Genomic DNA, 23158 nt, shown 5'->3' with positions numbered 1-23158 from the left:
GAGGTTACCTTCCGCGAGGGCGCTGACCGCACCCATTACCCGAAGCCCGGGATGTCACAGCCAGCGGCGCGGGTCGACCGGCTCGCCGTTCTGGTGGGTCTCGAAGTGCAGGTGGCAGCCGGTGGACAGGCCCGTGCTGCCCTCGTAGCCGATGACCTCGCCACGCGAGACCTTGCCGCTGCGCTGGGCGTAGCCTTCCAGGTGCTTGTACACCGTCGCGAGGTGCTCACCCTTGACGATGCCGTGGTCGATGACGATGCGGTTGCCCGCGCCAGGGGCGTAGCCGGCCATGATGATCTCGCCCGGGGCGGCGGCGCGCACGGGCGTCCCGCACGGTGCGGCGTAGTCGCGGCCGGCGTGCAGCCGCCACACGCGGTCGATGGGGTGGAAGCGCATCCCGAACTCGGAGCTGACCCGACCGGTCATGGGGCGGCTGAGGTAGCCACCGCCCTCACCGTCAGAGGAGCCACCACCCGTCGACGGCCGCGCTGCCAGCCCGGCTTTCCTCTCAGCGGCCCGCCGAGCAGCTTCTGCCTTGGCCGCGGCTGCCGCCTTGCGACGCGCCTCGGCCGCACGAGCCACGAGGATGGCCTTGAGCCGGCTCTGCTCAGCCCTCATGTCGTTGAGGCGAACCTTGTCAGCAGCGATCTGCGACTCGACCTCGGCGGCCTGGCTGGCCTGCTGCGCAGCGAGGGCGTCGAGGTCGGCCTTGGCGCGGGCCGCGGAGTCGCGAGCGCTCTCGGCGGCAGCAAGCGCCTCCTCGGCGCGCTTCTTCTTCGCGGCGGAGTCGGCACGCAGCGCGGAGAGGTGGTCCTCGAGAGCGGTGAGACTGGCCTTCTCGGTCGCGAGGCGGTCAAGGGTGTCGCCCTGCACGTCCATCACCGTGTCGACGAGGGCGATCCGGTCGGCGAACTGCTGCGGGTTGGTGCTGGACAGCGCCATGTCGAGCTGGCCGAAACCCTGCTCCTGGTAGATCTGCGCGGCGAACTGGGCCACCCGGGCGCGACCGGCCGTGACCTCCTTCGTCGTCGAGTCGAGCTCGGCCTGTGCCTTGGCCTCGCTGGCGCGGGCGGCTTCGAGCTCTTGGGCGGCCAGCGTGTTGGCCCGGTCTGCGGCGAGGGCGGCCGACTCGGCCTCGGCCAGGGCAGCCTGGGCAGCGGGCAGCTTGGCCTTGGTCTGCTGGAGCGCGATGTACGCGTTCGACAGTTCAGCCGAGGAATCCTCGAGCTCTTCGCGCAGCTTCTCGATCTGCGCGTCGACCTTGCGCTTCTCGGCACCGGGGTCGGATGCCGTGGCCGACGCCGGCAGCGGGGCGGTCGGGACCGCGGTCGCCGAGCTGACACCCAGGGCGGCGGCGCAGAGCAGCGCTACGCCCACAGCCGCTGATCGGCTGCGGGCGCGCACGATCGCCTCGCGGTCCTTGAGTCCCATGATCACCATTGGTAACACGTTTCACGCGCCGAGGGCAGCATCTGGAGGGGATGAATCGGTGGGCGGTCGCACTGTGCGAGCCCATCGGGGGGTCACACGCGCAGGTACCGGCGCAGGGTTGCCAGGCTCGTGAGGACGGCGACGGCCGTGACCCCCAGCACCATCCAGGGCGCGAGCAGCCACACGTCGGTGGTGCCGATGAACGCCTGGCTGAGCGCGATCTGGCTGGCTCCCTCGTTGAAGACGAACTGCATCAGGGCCACGAGCAACCCGACGGCAAGGCTCACCCCCAGCACCGAGACGATCACCATCTCGGCGATGAACGGCATCCGGATCGTCCAGTTCGAGGCGCCGACCAGGCGCATGATGCCGATCTCTCGGCGCCTGATGAACGCTGCCTGCCTGATGGTGGTCGCCATCAACAAGGCGGCACAGGCCACCATCAGGGCTGCGAGGAGCACGGCGAACGCGGTGATGTAGTTGATGATCGTGAAGAACTTGGAGAGCACCTTCTCCTGGTCCTGAACGGTGGCGACCCCCGGCGCGCCGACGAACTGGCTGGTCACGACGTCGAACTTCGTGGGGTCGTTCAGCTGCACCCGCAGGCTCTGCGGGATGTCGCCCACCTGCACGTTCCCGGCGATCGGGCTGTTGCGGAACTGCTCCTTGAACCGGTCGTAGGCCTCCTGCTCGGACTCGTAGAAGACCTCCTTGACCTCGGGCAGTGCCTTCAGCTGGTCCTGGATGGCGGTCTTCTGCGCCTCCGTGACGGCCCGGCCCTCACAGTTGGGCTGCAGCGAGTTCTCGGTGCACAGGTAGATCGACACCTGGATGCGGTCGTACCAGTAGCCCTTCATCGTGTCGGCCTGGCGCTGGGCGAGCATGCCGAGGCCGAGCAGGAACATCGAGACCATGGTGACCAGCACGACGGAGATCGCCATGGACATGTTGCGGCGCAGGCCCGATCGGACCTCGGAGAGCAGGAATCGCAGCTGCACGGCTCACACCTCCGCGGTGGGGTAGTAGCTGGCGTCCTGTTCGTCGCGGACCACGACACCGTCCTCGAGCTGGAGGACGCGGCGGCGCAGGTCGTTGACGATGTCGGCGTCGTGGGTCGCCATGACGATCGTCGTGCCGGTGCGGTTGATCCGGTCGAGCAGCCGGACGATGTCGAGGCTGATGGCGCGGTCGAGGTTGCCGGTCGGCTCGTCGCACAGCAGGATCTGCGGGCGGTTCACCACGGCGCGGGCGATCGCGACCCGCTGCTGCTCACCACCAGAGAGCTGGTGGGGGAAGCGCTTCTCCTTGCCGGCGAGGCCGACCATCTCCAGGGTCTCGGGGACCAGCTGGCGGATGACGTGCCCCGGCTTGCCGATCACCTGGAGGGCGTAGGCGACGTTCTCGTGGACCGTCTTGTTCGGCAGGAGGCGGAAGTCCTGGAAGACCGCACCCATCTCGCGGCGCAGCCGCGGCACCTGTCGCATCGGCATGGAGTTCAGGTCGTGGCCGGCGACGAGGACGGTGCCCTCGGTGGCGGCCTCCTCGCGCAGCGCGAGCCGCAGCAGGGTGGACTTGCCGGAGCCGGAGGGGCCCACGACGAAGACGAACTCACCCCGGTCGATGTCGACGCTGATGTTGTCGAGGGCTGCCCGTGTGGATCTCGGGTAGACCTTGGTGACCTTCTCGAAGCGGATCATGACGGGGGGTTGGCCTCAGGGTCAGGGTGCGATCGGACGACGGGCAACCACGGCGAATGCGGTTGCCCCGAGGAACAGGATAGGTCGACGCAGGGTGGATGCCGGGCGGTTATCGAGGTTCGGCGGGTCACCTCGGCGCGGTCAGCACCTGGACGAACGTCGCGGTGACCATGTCGACGGCCCGCTGGGCATCGTCGAGGGGCAGGTAGGGCCCCTGCGCGACGTCGTCTGGCCAGAACCGCACGTAGTGCTCACCGTCGCCGGGCCCGGGCCTGCGCCAGCCCAGGGTGAGGAGCGCGGCATCCTCCTGCGGGGACAGCGGATAGCCACCGGCAGCGGCCGCCGCGCCCACGCACTGCCCACGCAGGTGGTCCTCGACGCGCTCGAGCCGAACCCACGGGGCGACGACGTCGTGCTTGGCGGGCAGGAGGCCGCCCCACCGCCCCTTGCGCACCAGCGTGGGGCGGGCGTGGTCCTGCGATGCCGTGAGCGTCACCGACTCGCCGTCGGCGAGTGCCCGCAGGCGCTCGACGAGACCGTGGGCGGCATCCGGCCACCGGAGGTCGCTCACGGGTCAGCCCTGCGCTGCGGCCTTGTCCTGGGCGATCTGCCAGCGGATGCCGGCCTCGATGAAGGCGTCGATGTCGCCGTCGAAGACGCTCGAGGTGTTGCCGACCTCGTGGCCGGTGCGCAGGTCCTTGACCATCTGGTACGGGTGCAGCACGTAGGACCGCATCTGCTCCCCCCAGCTGGCCTTGACGTCGCCGGCGAGCTCCTTGCGCTCGGCGGCCTCCTCGGCCTTCTTCAGCAGCAGCAGGCGCGACTGCATGACGCGCAGGGCGGCGGCGCGGTTCTGGATCTGGGACTTCTCGTTCTGCATCGAGACCACGGTCCCGGTGGGGATGTGCGTCATGCGCACGGCGGAGTCGGTGGTGTTGACCGACTGGCCGCCGGGGCCGCTGGAGCGGAAGACGTCGACCTTGAGGTCGTTCTCGGGGATCTCGATGGTGTCGGTCTGCTCGATGAGCGGCACGACCTCGACGGCGGCGAAGCTGGTCTGGCGGCGGCCCTGATTGTCGAAGGGGCTGATCCGCACGAGGCGGTGGGTGCCGCCCTCGACGCTGAGGTTGCCGTAGGCGTAGGGCACGTCGACCTCGAAGGTGGCGGACTTCAGGCCGGCCTCCTCGGCGTAGGAGGTGTCGAGGACCTTGACGGGGTAGCCGTGGCGCTCGGCCCAGCGCAGGTACATGCGCATGAGCATCTCGGCGAAGTCGGCGGCGTCCACTCCCCCGGCGCCGGCGCGGATGGTCACGACCGCGGCCCGCTCGTCGTACTCGCCGGCGAGCAGGGTGCGCACCTCGAGCTCACCGACGGCCTTCTTCACGACGGCCAGCTCGGCCTCGGCCTCGGCCAGGGTGTCGGCGTCGTTCTCCTCCTGGCCCATCTCGACCAGGGCCTGAAGGTCGTCGATACGGGCGTCCATGTTCGTGACGCGCTCGTGCTCGGCCTTGGCGCGCGAGAGCCCCGAGGTGACGACCTGGGCCTTCTCCTGGTCATCCCACAGGTTCGGGTCTGAGGCCTGACGCTCGAAGTCGGCGATGGTCGCCTCGAGCTTGGACAGGTCGGTCACCTCACGCACGGACGCCATGGTCGTGCGGAGGTCCTTGATCTCCTGGGAGAAGTCGACAGCCACGATGGGCAAGCCTACGCGAGTCCGCGACGGCTGGCTTGCGGCCAGCGCAGCACTCAGGGTTCGAGGTCGGCGCGGGCGCTGGACTCCACGCTGATGCGGATGCTCACCCCGAGGTCGCTCAGCACGGCGCCGATCATGGGCAGTTCCGCCTCGCCACTGAGGGACACCACCGCCGTGCGCCCGTCGGGCGTGCCCGTGCCCGGTCCGAGCTTCCACGCGAGGATGCCGCCCGGCTTGGGGCGGCTCGCGACGTACCCGGCGGCGCGTTCGCGCACCGCGACGTTCGACAGCGGGACGGAGGTCTTGACCCCCGAGGTGTAGGCGGAGTTGTCCAGGCCGTTGGCTGCTGCCAGGGCTGCCCCGTCAGCGACGTCGAGCAACCGCATCCGGGACAGGTGAGCCGAGGTGACGGCGATCGAGCCCACGATGAGGATCATCGCGATGACCGTCAGGCCCACGATGAAGATGCTGATCGAGCCTTCTTCGTCGCGTGGCCGATCCCGCCCGGTCACGGCAGGCCCCGGAAACGGTCCACGGTCGACAGGTGGGTGGCCGATACCGGGACCGACGTCGGGATGACCTCGCGCGCGAAGGCGGGGATCAGCGGCAGCGGCACCCGCACGGTGGCCGTGGTCTCCACCCGCCCGTCCGGCCGCAGACACGGGCTGCCGTCACACGAGATCGACAACGAGCCCTTCGTGCCGAAGGAGTGGTCGAGAAAGGCGATCCTGGCCGCGGACTGGGCTCGGCCCGCCGCGTCGTCACCGCTCTCGGCCGTGACGAAGGCTCGGCCTGCTTCTCGTGCGGCCTGGCTGACGGCGAACGAGCCCGCCTGGAGCCTGGCCATCATCATGACGAGGTAGATGAGCGGGATCAGCATCAGCACGGCGAGCGCGATGAACTCCACGACGGCCGCGCCCTTCTCGTCACGCACCCCTCCCGTGCGAAGACGAGGGCCGACGTCGTTCACTGTGCCTCCAGGAACGCGCGACCGACGACGTCGAGACGATCGCTCGGACCGAGCAGGCCGAGCACCGGGATGGGCGCGATCACTCGCACCTCGACCACCCGGACCCCGTTGACGACGCTCTCCCGAGCGCTCACCTTGCGTGCGTACTCCGGCGACAGGGACTGGCTGATCAGGGACTGGGTGCGCGCGACGCCCTGTCCGGGAACGGCGTCCAGCCGAGCCCCCAGGCGAGCCCCCTCGGAGGCACAGGAGATCAGGGTGTTGCGGGTGTGCAAGGTCAGTCCGAGCTGGAACACCGCGAGGAAGAGCATGACGACGAGCACGGACACCATGACGAAGTCCGCCACGGCCGCGCCCCGCTCGTCGTGCCGACGCATCGCGACAGGTCAGCCCGTCACCGAGGACAGGGCGTTCTGGAACATCGAGACCAGCTGACCCTTGGCGACGACCCACAGGGCCGTGACCAGGCCGGCGGTCATCAAGGTGATGAGCACCCAGCCCGGCACGTCACCCCGCTCTGATCTGCGGGCTGCACGCGTGGCGAGCACCTGGGTGGCGACGATGATTCGGGCGGACAGGCTGCGGGTGATCGACATGGGGTCGGTCCTTTCCATGGGGGTCAGAGCGAGAACTGGAAGTAGCTGAAACCGGGGAACACGGCGAAGAGCACGGTGACCGGGAGGATGAGGAACACGACCGGGACCATCATGGCGATCTCCTTGCGCCCGCCCGCCTCCATCAGGCCCCGCCGGCCTTCCTCACGGACGTCCTGCGCCTGTGCTCGCAGCACCTCTGCCAACGGGGTGCCGCGCTGGACGGCGATGACCACGCCATCGACGAACCGGCGCAGGCTGGGCAGCCCGGTGCGGTCGGCGAGCCCTTGCAGCGCGGTGGGCAGGTTCGCACCGGCGCGGGCATCGGCCAGGCATCGCCGCAGTTCGCCGGCCAGCTCACCGCTGGACAGACGGCAGACCCGGTCGAGCGCCCCGACCGCCCCCTCACCGGCGGCAACGGCCAGGGCGAGGAGCTCGGCAACGGTCGGGAACTCCATGAGCATGCGGGCCTCGCGGCGCTGCGCCCGACGGGAGAGGTTGTAGTCGGCTCCGGTGATGCCGACCCCGACACCGATGAGCGTCATCATCACCACGGTCACGGCACCGGCATCCCTGACGATGAAGGCCGTGGCACCCAGGAGCCCGCCGACCGCGGCCCCGAGAGCACCCCACAGCACCTGTTCGGCTCGGAAGCGGTCGACATCGGCTGCCATGCCGGCACGCTGCTGCCGCCGCCGCACCGATTCGGCACCGCCCATGATCCGCTCGACGAGGGCGCCGAGGTCCTTGACCATCGGGGCGGCGACCGCAGCCAGGGCCCCCTTGGGCTCTCGCTCGGTGTCGAGCAGTCGCGACGGTCTGGGGGTGTCGCGCAGGTACGGGACCACCCGGCCGGCGAGCCCGGGCCGACGGTGCCGGGGAAGCCCCACCCAGATGAGCAGGAGGCCGCAGCCCATGAGGAAGCCGAGGATCGCCCCCGAACGCGCCAAGCCGCTCACCGCAGCACCCGCTCGTCCTCGGGCAGTCGGCCGATGCGCAACATCGACCAGTACGCAAGGGCCGTGAGCGCGCCGCCGACGGCCAGCACGACGAACCCCAACCCGCTGGCGTAGGCACGCACCGACTGCGGGTTCGTGGACAGCATGGCGAGCACGAGCCACGGGGCGGCCACAGCCAGGCGCGCGGCGTTGACGGTCCACGACTGCCGCGTCTCGAGCTCGGCCCGGGTGCGCGCGTCTTCACGTAGGAAGCCCGACAGGGTACGCAGCAGGTGCCCGAGGTCAGTGCCGCCCACCTCACGAGCAATGCGCAGGCTCTCGACCAGGCGGTCACCGACCGGGTCGCTGAGTCGCTCCTTGAGGCGGTCCAGACAGTCGTGGAACCGCCCGCTCAGGCGGTAGTCGTCGGCGAAGGCGAGGAAGGGCTCGCGCAACTCGTCCGGGCCTCGCGTGCCGAGCTGGGACAGCGCCTCCGGCAGGGCCATCCCGGCCCGGACCCCCGAGGTGATGTTGTCGACGGCATCCGGCCACAGGTCGCGAAGGCGAGCCCGCCGCATCCGGGCCCGCCGACGCACCAGGGCAATGGGGGCGAACGACGTCATGAGGGCGAAGCAGCCGGCGATCGGCAGGACTCCGACCGCCGCCTGCACGAAGGCCAGCACGAGGACGAACGCGATGATGCACGCGGCGATCAGCGTGCGAACGGAGAGCCCGGTGAACCCGGCTTGGACGATCTCGTCGGAGAGCCGCTCGAGGGGACCGACGCGGGTGACCGAGCTGGCCTCGCGCGGGGTCGGCACCCAGAAGCTCCACCAGATGAGGAAGGTCCCCACTCCGAAGGTCAGGCCGAGCAGCAACCCGGTCATGGCGCACCCGGTGCCAGCAGCGCGGAGAGGTCGTAGCCGGCGCGCTCGAACCGCTCCTCGTGGGGTGGGAAGCCCTCGGCCCGCTGGAGCTCGCCGCGGCGCCTGACGAAGAGGTCGGCGATCTCCACGACATCGCCCTCGACGCGGCCGGGAACAGCGGCGATCTCGCGCACGACACGTCGACCATCGCGCTCGAGGGCGGCATGCACGACGATGTCGATCGACGAGGCGACCGTCGGCACGACGAACCTGGCCGAGACGTTCTCGCCCGCGAGCAGTGGCAGGGTGCACATCTTGGTGACGGCCTCACGGGCACTGTTGGCGTGCACGGTCGCCATGCCGGGAAGCCCCGAGTTCAACGCGATGAGCAGGTCCAGGCTCTCGGCCTGGCGCACCTCTCCGACGACGATCCGCGAGGGCCGCATGCGCAGCGCCTCCTTGACCAGTCGGCGCAGCGGGATCTCACCGGTGCCCTCGAGGGAGGGCTGGCGACACTGCATCGCGGCGACGTCCCTATGCGGGATCCGCAGCTCGAAGACCTCTTCACAGGTGACGATCCGCTCACGGGGTGGCACCGCGGCACCGAGACAATTGAGGAAGGTGGTCTTGCCGGCCTGAGTCCCACCGGCGACGAGGATGTTGAGGCCGGCGACGACGGCCGCCTCGAGGAAGTGCGCGGCCTGCCGTGTCAGGGTGCCGAGCCGCACGAGGTCGTCCATCGAATCGGCCTTGACCACGAACTTGCGGACGTTGACGAACCAGTGGTCACGGGTGATGTCGGGGATGACGACGTGAAGGCGACTGCCGTCCGGGAGCACGGCATCCACGAAAGGCGTCGAGAGGTCGACTCGCCGACCCGATGACTTGAGCATGCGTTCGACCAGGTCTCGAACCTGGTCCTTCGTCAGCAGGGTCGTCGTCAGCTCGGCAACACCGTTGCGGGCCACGAACACCTTGGAGGGCTCGTTGACCCAGATCTCCTCCACGCTCGGGTCGTCGAAGTACTGCTGGAGCGGGCCGTAGCCGGCAACGCTGTCCCACACCGAGCGCGAGGCCGCCTCCAGATCGGCGAGCACCGGCATCCCACCGGAGAGCGAACGCTCGTCATAGTCCGACACCGCCTCGCCGACGAGGCGGCGCACAGCCACCTCGTCGCGCGAGGGATCCAACCCCGAGCGACGGATGAGCTCACGCACCTCGGTCTCGAGTGTGCGGACGGCATCCATGACAAGCCCCTCCCTCCCCCACGACCGCCCCTTCGACGACCCGCAGAGTCACATCGAACCGCACCGGGCCCCGACCCGCACCCCGAGAACACCAACCTGTGGATAACCCCGGATGCCGGACCTCACCACCCAGCCAGCGTCACCCGTCGCTTCCGTCGGGCAACACCCGCCGTGCCTGCTCCCCCATCGTGTGCTCGGCAACGGCGGCCCCGAGGAAGCGGAACGTCCACTCCTCGGCAAGTGCGCGGGTCTCGGCGAAGATGATCGGCACGCTCGGCCAGCGCACCTGGCACTCGCCCAACTGGTCGGCGACGAGCGAGTGACGCACGTGCTCGAGCTTGAACACGGACGAGTACCGGTCCTCCACCACGAGCGCCGCGCGCGGTGTCTCCGCAAGCGCCGACAGCCGGTACGCCAGACGCCCCGACGTCAACGCCCCGGCGAGGTCAGCCAGCGACTTGCGCTCGACCACCGCCACGAGCGCGTCATCGACGAACGCGCCGTAGTCCCCGACCGGCAGGGCATGCTTGCGGGTCGTCGCCTGCTGGTGGGTGAACTTCCACGCATAGCGCTCGCGGGTGTCGACGACGATCTCGAGGTCGGCCACGCCGGCAGCCCGGGCCGTGGGGAGGGCGACGTTGGGCCGGGCCGCCTTGGCAACACGCGGGCTCTGCCAGAAGATCATCTCCCGCCCCCGCGCCCGGGTGAGCACGAACTGGCTGCGCGACTCGCGGGTGCGGTCGGCGACGATCTCGATGGCCGCCCCCCGCCGGGTCACCGAGCGCAGCGGCACCTCGTCGACGATCTCGGCGTCATCGCTCCACGGCTCGTCGTGGCGATAGCAGTACACCTTCGACGTGCGCGGCCACGTCTCCTTCGTCCGCAGCACGATGCCCTCACCGAGAGGGATGCGGACGAGGAACGGCAGGCTGGATGCCGGGTCCGGGTTGCGCGCAATGAGCAGCGGGTCGGGCACGAGGGACACGCTACGCGCGGCCGCCCAGCGGCGTCGCCTGTCGGACCTGAAGGGTGACGAATTCCCCCGCCCGGATCGGCGCGAACCCGACGGTCATGGTGCACCCCGGCGGCGATCTCGTCCGGGGTCATCGTGTCCGGGCCGCAGGCCACCGTGTACGCGTCACGCTCGATGCTCGTCGCAGGAAACGCCCCGGCCTCGAACCTCGAATGCATGAACGCGGTCACCGCGGAGCGCACCTGCGCCCACGTCTGCTCCGTGTTCGCCTCTGCCCCAACCCAAGTCGTGCCGCGCTGCACGCTCTCCTCGATGAACAGTGCGGTGCGCCGAACCGACAGGTACTTCCACGGCGACCCGGCTGCGTCAGCCCCGTCCATCGTGCGGGCGCTCCACACCACGCGGCCACCGCCGGGCAGTGACCGCCGGCAGCTGATCCCCGCGGCCGTGAGGGCGCTGACCTCGCGCGCCGTCAGGTCGACGTCGAGGTGCGGCACGCGGTTCAGCAGGGCCCCGGCCGGGGAGCCCCACCCCGCCGGTTCGGGCATCGGTGCGGGCGATGACCCCGGCGACGGCGCCGGTGGCCGAGAGCCGGTCGCCCAGGCGCGGGAAGATCAGGGCGACGTTGGCGCGCGACGCGCCGACGACGGCATCCAGACCGGCCTCGTGGGCGGCGAGGACGTCCTGCGCACTGGTCCACGTGGGCGGGCTGTCGAGCAACGACACCGCGTGCCGCTCGCGGCAGTACTCCTCCGCGGCGCGCACCACGATCGGGTCGAGGGAACCATCGGGGGCGTGCGGGGGGATCACGAGCACCATCGTCACGACGACCTTCCAACCCTTCCTCGACGCCGATAGCTGAAGTCTTTTCAATGTTGGGAGGCTGTCGAGGTGTTGGCAACGACGACTCCAGCGAACCTGTGGAAAACCTCAGGAACGGTCTTCAGGGGCCCTACCGTGGGCGTGGACGGATGAGTTGGGGCCCGTCACCGGGGACCATCTGAGGGGATGACATGGGTATGCAGTCATGGGGATGACGACGTGCGCCTGACGCTCACCGTGCACGTGCCGCGGCGCAGGCCGCTGCCCGTCGACGTCTGCGTGGAGTGGGTGGGCGAGCACACCGTGGGCGACCTCTGCCGGGCACTGGCGGAGCACCTCGGCGAGTCGGTCGACGCGCTGTCCAGCCGAGGGCAGGTCCTCGGCGCCAGCGCCATCGTGGGGTTGCCGCCTTTGGTCCACGGAGCGTCGGTGGTGGTGGTCGGGGCCCCACCACCACGTGCTGAGCCCGGTCATGCCGGCAGCACCCACGTCGCCGGCACCGCCCACGGCGTCGGCGTCGGCGTCGGCGTCGGTGGCGTGGCACCTCGGGGCGTGACGCCTCACGGCCTGCTCGACCTCGTCGTCACGGGCGGGCCGGATGCCGGTCGGGCCCACCCCCTGGTGCCGCCCGGCGTGAGCGTCGGCCGCGCACCCGCCGCCGGGCTGGCCCTGGCCGACCAGGCGCTGAGTCGAACCCACGCGGTGCTCGAGGTCGGCGCGTCGGGCGTCAGCGTGCGCGATGCCGGGTCGACCAACGGGGTGTTCGTCGACGGCGCACGTGTCACCGAGACCACCCCGGTGGATGCCGCGTCGACGATCGTCGTCGGGTCCTCGACGTTGCGGTTGCGCCGGGCAGCAGGGCGTGGCCTGCCCACCCGGTCAGCAGGTGACGGCACCCTGATCGTGCAACCCTCGACGTGGCCGACCCCCGATCCGGGGCCTGTCGAGATCGTCTGCCCGCCGGCTCCCGGTGAGAGACACCGCGTCCGCATCCCCTGGGTCGCAGCCCTGGTCCCCGTCCCGATCGGGGTGGGGCTGGCGTTCTTCCTCGGCCCCTACCTGCTGATCTTTGCCCTGATGGGTCCACTCGTCCTGCTGACGAGCGCGCTCGGGGACCGGTGGGGCTCTGGCCGGTCCCATCGAGCGGCCGTTGCCGCGCATGCCGTGGCCGTCGACGCGGCGCGAGGTCGACTTCGGGCGGCGTTGGTCGACGAGACGGTACGGCTCAACCAGAGCCATGCCGACCCCCATCAGGTGCTCAGGGTCGCGGAGGGAGCACTCCCGGGGCTCTGGTCGGCCGGTGCTTCAGACGGCGCGCTCCCCCTTCGCCTCGGCACCGGATCGGTCGCCACCCGAGTGGTCTGGGTCGACGGCCCGGACCGGGTCACCCCTGCCGCCGACAACGCTCCGGTCGTGCTCGATCTCGCTGCCTGCCGCGCCGTGGCGGTCGTGGGCCCCCGGTCGGTGACCGACGGTCACCTTCGGATGCTCATCGGACAGCTGTGCACGACCTACCCTCCGCAGCGGCTGACCGTCGCCGTGGTGGCGCCGGACACCTCCTGGGGCTGGGCCGGCCTGCTCCCCCACGCGCACGACGTGGCGGACCTCGTCGCTGCCCCGGGTCCGGCGTCGGCGCCATGGTGCCACCGAGTGCTCGTCCTCCCCGAGCCGACGGGTGTCGTCGGTGGGGTGCAGGCCCTCATCACCCGCGCCCTGGATGCCGGCGTTCATGTGGTGCTCGCGTGCACCGACCGCGCCCACGTGCCCGAGGGGGTGAGCACGGTGGTGGAGCCGGGTACCGACGGGCGCCACGTGCTCCGCCACGGCGGAGGGCAGGAGGGTGAGGAGGTCGCGATCGACGTGGTGGGCCCCTGGTGGGCCGATCGGGTCGCTCGGGCGCTGGCACCGCTGCGATCAGCCGAGGGCGAGGCCGTCCCCCTCCCCCGGTCGATCTCGCTGTCGCAGGCGGTCGCCGCCGACCTCAGCCCGGCCGCAGTCGCCGCCCGGTGGCGGGCACCCGCACGATCCAGGACACCGTCGGCCGTGGTCGGCGTCACGGCTGACGGGCCGTTCTCGATCGACCTGGTGCGCGACGGCCCGCACGTGCTGATCGGCGGCACGACCGGATCGGGCAAGTCCGAGTTCCTGCGCACCCTGGTCACCTCGCTCGCCCTGGCCTGCCCGCCCGAGGACCTGACGTTCGTGCTCGTCGACTTCAAGGGGGGCGCCGCCTTCGGACCGTGCGCCTCACTGCCGCACGTCGTCGGGCTGGTCACCGACCTCGACGAGCACCTCGTGTCCCGGGCCCTTCGCTCCCTCGGCGCCGAGCTGCGGCGGCGGGAACGGATCTTCGCGACGGTGGGGGCGAGTGACCTCGAGGGGTACCACCGCGCCCACGGCCCCGGAACGGAGAGCGTGCCCCGCCTCGTCATCGTCATCGACGAACTCAAGGCCCTGGTCGACGAGGTGCCCGACTTCATCAGCGGACTGGTGCGCCTGGCCGCCCTCGGGCGCTCGCTGGGCGTCCACCTCGTGCTCGCCACGCAGCGCCCGTCAGGTGCGGTCACCGCCGAGATCCAGGCCAACGTCAACCTCCGCATCGCCTTCAGGGTCCGCGACCGCGCCGACTCCGTCGACATCCTCGAGGACCCGGCCGCGGCCGGCATCCGCTCGAGCACTCCCGGACGCGCCCTCAGCCGCGGCGGCGACGGCATCCTGGTCACGTTCCAGGCCGCGACCGTCAGCGGCGCAGAGAGCGATGCCGAGCCGTTCCTCACGGTGAGCGCGCTCGGCGCGCCGGAAGAACCCAAGGTGTCGGCTCCCTCGGTGCACGCGGTCACGCCCCTGGTCGATGCGGCTCGGCAGGCGCACGTCCTGCGCGGGGGTGCCACGCCCCGCACGCCGTGGCTCCCGCCCCTGCCCGACGTCGTGCAGCCGGTCATCGAACCGCCGATCCCCGCTCACGACCCCGCCCCGGGGGCCGGCATCGGGATAGTCGACGAACCCGAGCACCAACAGGTCTCACCGCTCGTGTGGACTCCCGGCGACGGCTCGTGGCTGCTGTCCGGCCGCCCCGGCAGCGGTCGCACCACGGCGCTGCGCACGATGGTGCTCTCGCTCGCGCGGCGTCTGACGTCGGACCGCCTACACGTCCACCTCATCGACCCGGGCGCCTCGCTCGCAGACCTCGAAGCCCTCCCGCACGTGGGCACACGCCTCACACCGACGCGTCGACGCGGTCTCGCCTCCCTGATCGCCCACCTCAGCCGCGAGGTGGAGTCGCGGCGATCAACCCCCGCCCATCCGCCGGACGCACCGCTGGTCGTCGTGGTGATCGACGGCTGGGAGCAGTTCGCCGAGGCGCAGGGCGCCCTCGACCTCGAGGGCGTCGTGGATGCCGTGCTCGCGATCCTGCGCGATGGCGCCTCCGTCGGGGTGGTAGGCGTGGTCGCCGGCGGACGCAGCCTGCTCCAGCCCCGATGGTCGGCGATCGCAGCGACCACCCTGCTCCTCGGCACGATCGACCCCCTGGATGCCACCCTGGCCGGTTTGCGCCTCGCGGACGTCCCCCGCGAGCCACCGCGGGGGAGGGCCGTTCGGCTGGCAGACCGCCGCGAGGTGCAGATCGCCACCTCGACGGCACAGGACTCCTGCGAGGTCGCCGCACACTCCAGCCGAGGCGGCCGCGGCCACCACACCCAGGTCCGCCAGCCGTGGGTGTGGCGGGACCTGCCCGCCATCGCTCATCGAGCAGCGAGCGACCCCGGCGGCACCGACGGCACCGACTGCACCGACTGCACCGACTGCACCGAGGGATACCACCAGGGCGCGACCGCTGGTGCGACCCCCCTCGGCCTGAGCCTGGGCCTGCGCGCGCCCAGCCACGAGGTGTGGCGATGGGATCCCGTGGACATCGGGCGTCGCCTGCTCGTCGCAGGACCACCCGGCTCCGGCCGCACCACGACCCTGGCAACGCTCGCGCGCTCTGCGCAGGAGGCGGGCCTCCCGGTCGCGGTGATCCGAGGCATGGGGCACGACGACCGCTCCCAGCCCGGGTTCGGCTCCGCAGCGGTGCTGTCCACACGAGACGTCGACCAGTTGATCACGTTGCGCCAGCGCCACCACGACCTCGTGCTCCTCGTCGACGACGCGGACCAGATCGGTGACGACTGCGCCATGCTGCCCGTGTTGACCGAGATCGCCGAGCTCGTCGACCGAGACCGGGGTCTGCTCGGGGCGTCGAGCAACACCGCCTCGCTCGCCGTGCGGTTCCGCGGGCTCGACGTCGACCTCGCCCGCCGCCGGACCGGCATCCTGCTCACCCCCGAACGCGGTGACGGTGACCTGCTGGGCGCACGGCTGACCGACGTGCCGCCGCGGCTGCCGGGGCGGGCCCTCGTGGTGGCGCGCGGCGACGTGACCGAGGTTCAGGTCTTCGCGGCGGACGGCCGCGTCTGAGCGCTCACCCTGAGGGCCCAGGCGGACGACTCAGGCGGACTGCTCCCCCGGCTCGCCTGGTTCGACGACGGTCTCCGGCTCCTTGGCCGCGACCGCAGCAAGCGCCGTGACCAGCGCCACACCGACGACGAGCCACCCCACGAGGGTCTTCGTCCCCTGGATGAGCCCCCACCCGACGGGGAGCAGCAACAGGCTCCAGACGATGGTGGGGGTGCGAGGCCACCAGCTGCCGCGCAGCCATCCGCGGGTCACCACGGCCAGCCCGATCCCACCCAGGGCGATGACGAGGGCTGACATGACCACCCGAACGGCATCGCTGCCCTCACCGATCGAGAGCTCGTAGATGTAGAAGACGGCGAACCCGACGAGGATGACGGCCTGGGCTCCGAGCGACAACGCGGCGAGTCGGCGGGCAGCAGGGGTGGAGTCGACGGGCACGGCATCCAGCGTAGTGATGCGCTGAAGGGGAACCCCACCCGGTCGCGAATAGTTGAATCAGCAAACCCTCACGGAATTCTACGGTTACCGGTAGTGTTGCCCCACGGACGTCTGTGCTGTGGACGTCCGTCTTGGTTGCGACGACGCACCCAGCGGGCGTCTGCACCACCCCTTCAGGCGCTCGACCTCTGCTACATCCGCGACAAGGAGCACCCTTCATGGACTGGCGCGACCGCGCTGCCTGCCTCGACGAGGACCCCGAGCTGTTCTTCCCCATCGGGAACACCGGCCCGGCGATCGCTCAGATCGAGGAGGCCAAAGTCGTGTGCCGCCGGTGCGAGGTCGTGGACACGTGCCTGAAGTGGGCCATCGAGTCCGGGCAGGACGCCGGCGTCTGGGGCGGCATGTCCGAGGACGAGCGCCGCGCCCTCAAGCGCCGCAACGCCCGGGCGCGCCGCGCCGGCTGACCACCGGTGCAGGTCTGACCACGTGGTCACATCTGCTCGACTCAGCGGCTGAGTGGGCGTAGCCGCGCGACGAACTCCACCCGCGTTCCGTGCGGCTCGTTGCTGGACCAGCGAATCCGCCCCCGCAGGTCGGTGGCCAGCGAGGTCACGATGCGTGTGCCGAGGCCGGCGAGCACCGGCCGGAAGCCCGCGGGCAACCCGACCCCGTCATCGGTGATCACCACGGTCAGCTGCTCCTCACCGTCGTCGAGCGTCTCGCGCTCGACCGCGACGTCGACGGTGCCGGAGCGGTCGGCGAACCCGTGCTCGACAGCGTTCTGGACGAGCTCGGAGATGATCATGGCGAGCGCCGTGGCGTCCTCGGCGCGCATCCGGCCGAAGCTTCCGGTGAAGGTCGAGTCGACCCGGTGCTCGCGCGTGGCCACCTCCACGATGGCCCGCAGCCCACGCACGGCGATGTCGTCGAAGTTCACCGACTCATCGATTCCCTGGCTGAGCGTCTCGTGCACCAGGGCGATCGTGCCGACCCGCCGAACGGCCTCGTCGAGCGCCGCCCGCGCCGCCTCGTCGGTGACCCGCCGTGACTGGAGGCGCAGCAGCGCGGCCACCGTCTGCAGGTTGTTCTTCACCCGGTGGTGGATCTCGCGGATCGTCGCGTCCTTGGTGAGCAGCTCCTGCTCCCGGCGGCGCAGCTCGGAGACGTCGCGAAGGAGCACCATCGCCCCGGTGCGCACCCCGCCCACCGTCAGCGGGATCGCCCGCAGCGTGATGGTCGCGCTCGCCGTCTCGAGCTCGGAGCGCCAGGCCGCCCGGCCCATGGCGACGACCGCCAGGGACTCGTCGACGGTGCTGCCCCCGCGGGCGGCGATGTCGGCCACCACCTGCGCCAGCACCTCCCCCATGACGTTGCCCACGTGCCCGGTGCGGTGCACGGCGGACACGGCGTTGGGGCTCGCGTAGCGCACGACCCCGTCAGGGTCGAGGTGGATGACCCCGTCACCGACCCGTGGCGCGCCCCGGCGCATCCCGGTCGGGGCCGACGCCGAGGGGAACTCCCCGGACGCCACCATCCGCATGAGGGCGTCCGCGAGGTTGCGATAGGTCAGCTCGAGCCGACTGGGGGTGCGCGCCCCGGTGAGGTTCGAGTGCCGGGTGACGACCGCGATGGTGCGGCCCGCGTGGACGACGGGCACGGCATCCTCACGGATCGAGGCGTCGTCGTGCATCGCCGTCACCGGCTTGGCGACGAGCCGGTGGGTGCGCGCCGCCTCGTCGAGCATCGCCGCCCGAGCAGTGCTCGACGTCGTGCCGACGATGTCGTCGTAGAAGACCATCGGCCCGGTGTTGGGGCGCACGTGGGCCACCGCCCGCCAGCCCGCCGCGCCGCCGCGCACCCACAGCACGAGGTCGGCGAAGGACAGGTCGGCGATGAGCTGCCAGTCACCCGCGAGCAGGTGCAGCCATTCCGACTGCGCCGGCTCGAGGTCAGTGGAGTCGCGCAGCATGTCCGCCAGGGTGCTCACGCGCGCAACCCTAGGTCACGCCGCAGAGGTCAGGTGGCAGCCCCCGAGCGGATGACCGAGCGCAGCGTCCGCAGGGCCACCGAGAGGGCGGCGATGTTGGGGTTGTCGAGCCGGCGGATCGCCGCGAGCGCCGTGGTGCTGCGCGTCAGGGCGTCCTTGTTGGCGTCCTCCCAGGCCTTCCACTGCTCGGCCGGATCGGTGCCGGTGCCACCGGTCTCGATGACCGCACGGGTCAACGACTCGAGCACCGAGTACAGGTCGTCGCGCAGCGCGCCGCGAGCCAGGGCGTCCCATCGGTCGTCGCGCGGCAGGCGGGTGACCTTGCCGAGCATGGTGTCGATGCCGAAGCGCTCCGAGACGAGGTAGTACAGCGGTGCCACGGCATCCGGCTCACGACCCGTGTCGGTGGCGATGTCGACGATGTCGAGCAGCGAGTACCAGTCGAGCAGGGATGCCGCGTGCTCTGCGAGGTCGTCGGGCACGCCCGCCTTGCGGAACTCGGTGACCTTGCGCTCGAGGCGCTTCTTCTCGTCACCGCGCAGCAACGTCGCGACCCGGGGGCCGAGGTCGCCGATGGTGCCGGCGAACCGCTCGATCTCGGCGCTGATGTCCAGCCTCGTCGGGCGGGAGGTGAGGAACCACCGCACCGCGCGGTCCAGCAGACGCCGGAACTCGAGGTAGAGCGCCGTCTGCGCGGTCGTCGGCACGACGTTGTCGAGCGCTTCGACCTTGGCGACGAAGTCGGCCAGACCGAAGACCTCACGGCACACGACGAACGCCCGGGTCACCTGCTCCGGGGTGGCACCGGCCTCCTCCTGCGCCCGGAAGGCGAAGGTGATGCCGCCACGGTTGACCATGGAGTTGACCACCGAGTTGGTGATGATCTCGCGGCGCAGCGGGTGCTCGGCGAGCTCATCGGCGTAGCTCTCACGGATCGGCGGCGGGAAGTACTCCGCCAGGGTGCAGGTGAAGTACGGGTCGTCGGGGATCGAGCTCGCGAGGATGTCCTCCTTGAGGGCCAGCTTCGCGTAGGCGACCAGCACCGCGAACTCCGGCGACTTCAGGCCCAGGCGGTCGTGCACCCGCTTCTCGATCTCGGCGTCGGTGGGCAGGAACTCCAGCCCGCGGTCGAGGTCACCGCGCTCCTCGAGCCAGTGGATGAGCCGCTCGTGGACGCTGGCCATCGACAGCTCCTGCGCGCGGGCGTTGCCCAGCAGGACGTTCTGCTCGTAGTTGTCGCGCAGCACGTGCTCCGCGACGTCGTCGGTCATCGACGCGAGCAGCTCGTTGCGCTGCTCGGTCGTGAGGCCACCGGCACGCACGACCTCACCGAGGAGGATCTTGATGTTGACCTCGTGGTCGGAGGTGTCGACGCCGGCCGAGTTGTCGATGGCGTCGGTGTTGACCCGAACGCCGTTCAGCGCGGCCTCGATGCGGCCGAGCTGGGACAGACCGAGGTTGCCGCCCTCACCGATGACCTTGGCCCGCACCTGCCGGCCGTCGACCCGGATCGCGTCGTTGGCCCGGTCACCGACCGAGAGGTGGTCCTCGGTGGAAGCCTTGACGTACGTGCCGATGCCGCCGTTCCACAGCAGGTCGACCGGGGCGAGCAGGATCGCGTGGATCAGCTCGGCCGGGGTCATCGTCGAGGTGCCCTTGGGCAGGCCCAGCGCGGCGACCATCTCGGGCGTGATGTCGATCGACTTCAGCGAGCGGGGGAAGACCCCTCCCCCGGCCGAGATGAGCGAACGGTCGTAGTCGTCCCACGAGGACCGGGGCAGGGTGAACAGTCGCTGCCGCTCAGTGAACGACGTGGCCGCCACCGGGTCGGGGTCGATGAACACGTGCCGGTGGTCGAACGCCGCGACGAGCCGGATGTGCTCGGAGAGCAGCATGCCGTTGCCGAAGACGTCACCGCTCATGTCTCCGACGCCCACGACCGTGAAGTCCTGGCTCTGGGTGTCGACGCCCATCTCGCGGAAGTGGCGCTTGACCGACTCCCACGCCCCGCGGGCCGTGATGCCCATCGCCTTGTGGTCGTAGCCGGCCGACCCGCCGGAGGCGAAGGCGTCGTCGAGCCAGAACCCGTACGACTGCGCCACGCCGTTCGCGATGTCGGAGAAGGTGGCCGTGCCCTTGTCGGCCGCGACGACGAGGTAGGGGTCGTCGCCGTCGTGGCGCACGACGCGCTGGGGCGGCACGATCGCCCCACCGGAGACGCGGTTGTCGGTCACGTCGAGCAGCCCGGAGATGAACAGGCGGTAGGCGGCCTTGCCCTCCTCGAGCCAGGCCTCGCGGTCCACGGCCGGGTCGGGAAGGTCCTTGGCGTAGAACCCGCCCTTGGAGCCGGTCGGCACGATGACGGCGTTCTTGACCATCTGCGCCTTGACGAGCCCGAGCGCCTCGGTGCGGAAGTCCTCGCGCCGGTCGCTCCAGCGCAGGCCACCACGGGCGACCGGGCCGAAGCGCAGGTGCACGCCCTCGACCCGGGGGCTGTACACCCAGATCTCGAACTGCGGGCGCGGGGCCGGCAGGTCGGGCACGGCCTTGGGGTTGAGCTTCAGGGAGACGTACGGCTTGTGCTCGGCGTCGCCGTCACCGGCCTGGTAGAAGTTGGTGCGCAGCCCGGCCAGGATCACCCCGAGGAACGCGCGGATGATCCGGTCGTGATCCAGCGAGGACACCTCGTCGAGCGCGTCGCGCACCCGGGCCGCGGCGGCGGCCTCGGCGCTCTGCGCGCTGGAACCGTCACCGTCAGCGGATGCCGCACGGCCGGCATCCGCCGTCGTCCCACCCTCGCGGCGGTCGGGGTCGAAGCGGGCCTCCCACAGCTCGACGAGGTCACGGGCGATGCCCGGGTGGGAGACGAGGGCGTCCTCGAGGTAGTCCTGCGAGTACGTCGCGCGGGTCTGGCGCAGGTACTTCGCGACCGTGCGCAGGATGACGACCTGACGCCAGGTGAGCTGCGCGGCGAGGACGAGCCGGTTGAAGCCGTCGGACTCGGCGCGGCCGTCCCAGACCGCGGAGACCGCGCCCTCGAAGAGGTGACGCAGCTGGTCGTGCGTGCACTCCTCCCAGATCGCGGCGTCGGGAACGCGCAGGCCGAAGTCGTAGACGTGCAGGCGCGTTCCGTCGGCGCGGGCGATCTCGAACGGGTTCTCGTCGACGACCTCGACGCCCATGTCGGTGAAGATCGGCAACACGTCGGTCAGCGAGAGGGGGTCGACCCGGAAGAGCTTGAAGCGCCGGATGGTGTCGGGCGCCTGCGACGGCCGGTAGAGGGCGACGCTCGTGCCGGTGCCCTCGCCGAGCCGGTCGAGGTGGGCGAGGTCGGCCACGCCCTGGCGCACCGTGAAGGTCTCCTCGTAGGCGGTCGGGAACGCGCGACCGAAGCGGTCGAGCAGCCGGTCGCCCTCCTCCTCGCCGTGCTCGGCGCGCAGGGCGTCACCGAGGCGGTCGGTCCACGTGCGGCTGACCTCGACGAGGCGCTGCTCGAGCAGGTCCTGCTCGGCGCGGTCGAGCCGACGGACCCGCTTGCCACGCTCGACGCGCACGACGAACTGCAGCCGCGACAGGGCCGACTCGCTGACGCGCGCGGAGAACTCGACGGACTCCCCGCCGAAGGTGTCCTTGAGCAGGTCGGCCATCTTCATGCGAACGGCCGTGTTGTAGCGGTCGCGCGGGATGTAGACCAGGCAGGACACGAAGCGGCCGAAGTCGTCCTCGCGGATGAACAGCTTGGTGCGGCGCCGCTCCTGCAGCTGGGTGACGGCCATCGTCGTCTCGTAGAGCTGCTCGACGCTGGCCTGGATCAGCTCGTCGCGCGGGTAGCTCTCGAGGACCCCGAGGAGGTCCTTGCCGGTGTGGCTGTCGTGGGCCACGCCGGAGCGGTCGAGCACCGCCTGCACCTTCTCGGCGACGAGCGGCACGCGCAGCACCGACTCGGTGTAGGCCGTGGAGGCGTAGAGGCCGAGGAAGCGGCGCTCACCGACCACGGTCCCGTCGTCGGCGTGGGCCTTGACCCCGACGTAGTCGAGGTGGGCCACGCGGTGCACGGTCGAGCGCGAGTTGGCCTTGGTCAGCACGAGGATGTTGGCCTCGTGGGCCTTGGCCGACGCCTCGGCGCTCAGCACCTCCGGTGCCTTGCCGAGCGGCGGGTCGGAGCGCAGCAGACCCAGGCCCGAGCCGGTGACGGGTTCGATGACCTCGCCGGCCTCGGTCTGGCGCAGCGTGTAGTCGCGGTACCCCAGGAAGGTGAAGTGGTTGTCCGCCATCCAGCGCAGGAACCGGATCGCGAGCGCCGTCTCGTCGGCGTCGATGCCCTCGGGCGGGGCGCCCTCGAGCTCGGCGGCGACGACGAGGGCCTTGGTGCGCATCTTCGGCCAGTCCTCGACGGCCTGGCGGACGTCCTCGAGGACGTCGCGCACGGTGCGCTCGAGCTCGGCCCGTCGCTCCTCGTCGCTCTCGCGGTCGACGGCCAGCAGCATCCACGACTCGGCGACCTCGCCGACGGCACCCTGGGCGACCTTGCCGGTGGCGTCGCGGTCCAGCACCTCCTCGAGCCGGCCGACGGCGTCCCGGCTGACGATGAGCTGGGGGTGGACGATGAGGTGGATGTCGATGCCCGCGCCGACGAGGGCGCCGGTGACGGAGTCGACGAGGAAGGGCATGTCGTCGGTGACGATCTGGATGACCGTGCGGGCGTTGGACCAGCCGTCGACCTCGGTCGTCGGGTTGTAGACCCGCACGTTCGCCACGCCGGGATGCCGGTCGCGCGCCAGGACGAGGTGGTTGGCCGCCGCGCCCGCATAGATGTCGGGGGTGCGCGAGGTGAGTTCGTCGAGGGGCACGTGGCGGAAGTAGCGCGTGACGAAATCGGCTCCCCCACCGTCCGGCACCGCCTTCTCGAACGCTTCAGCGATCGGGGCGAGGACGTCCTCGCGGGTACGGGCCTGGGCGCTCGACATGGTGCGGTGGCACTCCTTGGTCACGACTCACCGGGTGCGGTGGGACACGCCATCGTGTCCTGCGCCGAGCCTATC

19 protein-coding genes and 1 pseudogene are annotated in these 23158 nt (G+C 70.9%); 2 read left to right on the top strand and 18 right to left on the bottom strand.

Going from position 1 to position 23158, the window contains the following annotated elements; all coding sequences use genetic code 11:
- Nucleotides 1-54 precede the first annotated feature (54 nt).
- The 15 genes and pseudogenes from C8E84_RS16880 to C8E84_RS16815 form a co-directional block, all read right to left on the bottom strand.
- Nucleotides 55-1431, bottom strand: a complete 1377-nt coding sequence (locus C8E84_RS16880) for a M23 family metallopeptidase (RefSeq protein ID WP_159904023.1) — start codon at nt 1429-1431, stop codon at nt 55-57.
- Between the two features lie 92 nt (nt 1432-1523).
- Entirely contained in the window at nt 1524-2429 is a 906-nt protein-coding gene (gene ftsX, locus C8E84_RS16875) for a permease-like cell division protein FtsX (protein WP_159904021.1), read from the bottom strand.
- Between the two features lie 3 nt (nt 2430-2432).
- On the bottom strand, nt 2433-3128 hold the full coding sequence (ftsE, locus tag C8E84_RS16870) for a cell division ATP-binding protein FtsE (protein WP_159904019.1): 696 nt from the start codon (nt 3126-3128) through the stop codon (nt 2433-2435).
- A gap of 127 nt (nt 3129-3255) precedes the next feature.
- Nucleotides 3256-3699, bottom strand: coding sequence for a TY-Chap domain-containing protein (locus C8E84_RS16865; RefSeq protein WP_159904017.1), 444 nt, complete (start codon nt 3697-3699; stop codon nt 3256-3258).
- Nucleotides 3700-3702: 3 nt separating this feature from the next.
- Nucleotides 3703-4821, bottom strand: coding sequence for a peptide chain release factor 2 (prfB, locus tag C8E84_RS16860; protein WP_159904015.1), 1119 nt, complete (start codon nt 4819-4821; stop codon nt 3703-3705).
- 53 nt (nt 4822-4874) lie between these two features.
- The gene (locus C8E84_RS16855) at nt 4875-5333 is read right to left on the bottom strand and encodes a pilus assembly protein TadG-related protein (RefSeq protein WP_281348957.1); all 459 of its coding nucleotides are present in this window, start codon (nt 5331-5333) and stop codon (nt 4875-4877) included.
- On the bottom strand, nt 5330-5755 hold the full coding sequence (locus C8E84_RS16850) for a TadE/TadG family type IV pilus assembly protein (protein ID WP_246197006.1): 426 nt from the start codon (nt 5753-5755) through the stop codon (nt 5330-5332). Before C8E84_RS16850 ends, C8E84_RS16855 begins: the two co-directional genes overlap by 4 nt.
- Before the next feature lie 32 nt (nt 5756-5787).
- Entirely contained in the window at nt 5788-6168 is a 381-nt protein-coding gene (locus C8E84_RS16845; protein WP_159904009.1) for a TadE/TadG family type IV pilus assembly protein, read from the bottom strand.
- A gap of 9 nt (nt 6169-6177) precedes the next feature.
- On the bottom strand, nt 6178-6387 hold the full coding sequence (locus tag C8E84_RS16840; RefSeq protein WP_159904007.1) for a hypothetical protein: 210 nt from the start codon (nt 6385-6387) through the stop codon (nt 6178-6180).
- Nucleotides 6388-6410: 23 nt separating this feature from the next.
- Entirely contained in the window at nt 6411-7343 is a 933-nt protein-coding gene (locus C8E84_RS16835; protein ID WP_246197005.1) for a type II secretion system F family protein, read from the bottom strand.
- The gene (locus C8E84_RS16830) at nt 7340-8209 is read right to left on the bottom strand and encodes a type II secretion system F family protein (protein WP_159904005.1); all 870 of its coding nucleotides are present in this window, start codon (nt 8207-8209) and stop codon (nt 7340-7342) included. The genes C8E84_RS16835 and C8E84_RS16830 overlap by 4 nt, the downstream gene beginning before the upstream one ends.
- On the bottom strand, nt 8206-9435 hold the full coding sequence (locus tag C8E84_RS16825) for a TadA family conjugal transfer-associated ATPase (protein WP_159904003.1): 1230 nt from the start codon (nt 9433-9435) through the stop codon (nt 8206-8208). The genes C8E84_RS16830 and C8E84_RS16825 overlap by 4 nt, the downstream gene beginning before the upstream one ends.
- 139 nt (nt 9436-9574) lie before the next feature.
- Nucleotides 9575-10411, bottom strand: coding sequence for an ERCC4 domain-containing protein (locus tag C8E84_RS16820; protein ID WP_159904001.1), 837 nt, complete (start codon nt 10409-10411; stop codon nt 9575-9577).
- Nucleotides 10412-10611: 200 nt separating this feature from the next.
- Nucleotides 10612-10788, bottom strand: a pseudogene (locus C8E84_RS18620) (phage tail sheath C-terminal domain-containing protein); the annotation flags it as partial.
- Complete coding sequence (locus C8E84_RS16815; protein ID WP_159903999.1) at nt 10775-11218, bottom strand: hypothetical protein; 444 nt, start codon at nt 11216-11218, stop codon at nt 10775-10777. The pseudogene C8E84_RS18620 and the gene C8E84_RS16815, both read right to left, overlap by 14 nt.
- A 231-nt stretch (nt 11219-11449) precedes the next feature.
- Between C8E84_RS16815 and C8E84_RS16810 the strand changes: the two genes are divergently transcribed.
- Complete coding sequence (locus tag C8E84_RS16810; RefSeq protein ID WP_159903997.1) at nt 11450-15688, top strand: FtsK/SpoIIIE domain-containing protein; 4239 nt, start codon at nt 11450-11452, stop codon at nt 15686-15688.
- A gap of 30 nt (nt 15689-15718) precedes the next feature.
- Here the strand turns inward: C8E84_RS16810 and C8E84_RS16805 are convergent, their stop codons facing one another.
- Nucleotides 15719-16126 (bottom strand): hypothetical protein, encoded by a 408-nt coding sequence (locus tag C8E84_RS16805; RefSeq protein WP_159903995.1) that lies wholly within the window; start codon nt 16124-16126, stop codon nt 15719-15721.
- A gap of 218 nt (nt 16127-16344) precedes the next feature.
- Between C8E84_RS16805 and C8E84_RS16800 the strand changes: the two genes are divergently transcribed.
- Complete coding sequence (locus tag C8E84_RS16800) at nt 16345-16593, top strand: WhiB family transcriptional regulator (RefSeq protein ID WP_159903993.1); 249 nt, start codon at nt 16345-16347, stop codon at nt 16591-16593.
- A 41-nt stretch (nt 16594-16634) separates the two neighbouring features.
- Here the strand turns inward: C8E84_RS16800 and C8E84_RS16795 are convergent, their stop codons facing one another.
- Nucleotides 16635-18116 carry a sensor histidine kinase gene (locus C8E84_RS16795; protein WP_159903991.1) on the bottom strand — a complete coding sequence of 494 codons (1482 nt, stop codon included), beginning with the start codon at nt 18114-18116 and terminating at the stop codon, nt 16635-16637.
- Nucleotides 18117-18145: 29 nt separating this feature from the next.
- The gene (locus C8E84_RS16790) at nt 18146-23083 is read right to left on the bottom strand and encodes an NAD-glutamate dehydrogenase (RefSeq protein ID WP_159903989.1); all 4938 of its coding nucleotides are present in this window, start codon (nt 23081-23083) and stop codon (nt 18146-18148) included.
- Between the last annotated feature and the right edge of the window lie 75 nt (nt 23084-23158).

Origin of the sequence: Ornithinibacter aureus (genome assembly GCF_009858245.1) — a bacterium.
GTDB classification, from domain to species: domain Bacteria; phylum Actinomycetota; class Actinomycetes; order Actinomycetales; family Dermatophilaceae; genus Fodinibacter; species Fodinibacter aureus.
Note: the sequence above shows the minus strand (reverse complement) of the source record. Positions and strands in the feature narration are given on the sequence as shown.

What these genes read in the sequence shown, in the direction of transcription:
- C8E84_RS16880 (WP_159904023.1), bottom strand. Translation starts at nt 1,431, where the DNA reads ATGGGACTCAAGGACCGCGAGGCGATCGTGCGCGCCCGCAGCCGATCA.
- ftsE (WP_159904019.1), bottom strand. Translation starts at nt 3,128, where the DNA reads ATGATCCGCTTCGAGAAGGTCACCAAGGTCTACCCGAGATCCACACGG.
- C8E84_RS16845 (WP_159904009.1), bottom strand. Translation starts at nt 6,168, where the DNA reads ATGCGTCGGCACGACGAGCGGGGCGCGGCCGTGGCGGACTTCGTCATG.
- C8E84_RS16840 (WP_159904007.1), bottom strand. Translation starts at nt 6,387, where the DNA reads ATGTCGATCACCCGCAGCCTGTCCGCCCGAATCATCGTCGCCACCCAG.
- C8E84_RS16830 (WP_159904005.1), bottom strand. Translation starts at nt 8,209, where the DNA reads ATGACCGGGTTGCTGCTCGGCCTGACCTTCGGAGTGGGGACCTTCCTC.
- C8E84_RS16825 (WP_159904003.1), bottom strand. Translation starts at nt 9,435, where the DNA reads ATGGATGCCGTCCGCACACTCGAGACCGAGGTGCGTGAGCTCATCCGT.
- C8E84_RS16800 (WP_159903993.1), top strand. Translation starts at nt 16,345, where the DNA reads ATGGACTGGCGCGACCGCGCTGCCTGCCTCGACGAGGACCCCGAGCTG.
- C8E84_RS16790 (WP_159903989.1), bottom strand. Translation starts at nt 23,083, where the DNA reads ATGTCGAGCGCCCAGGCCCGTACCCGCGAGGACGTCCTCGCCCCGATC.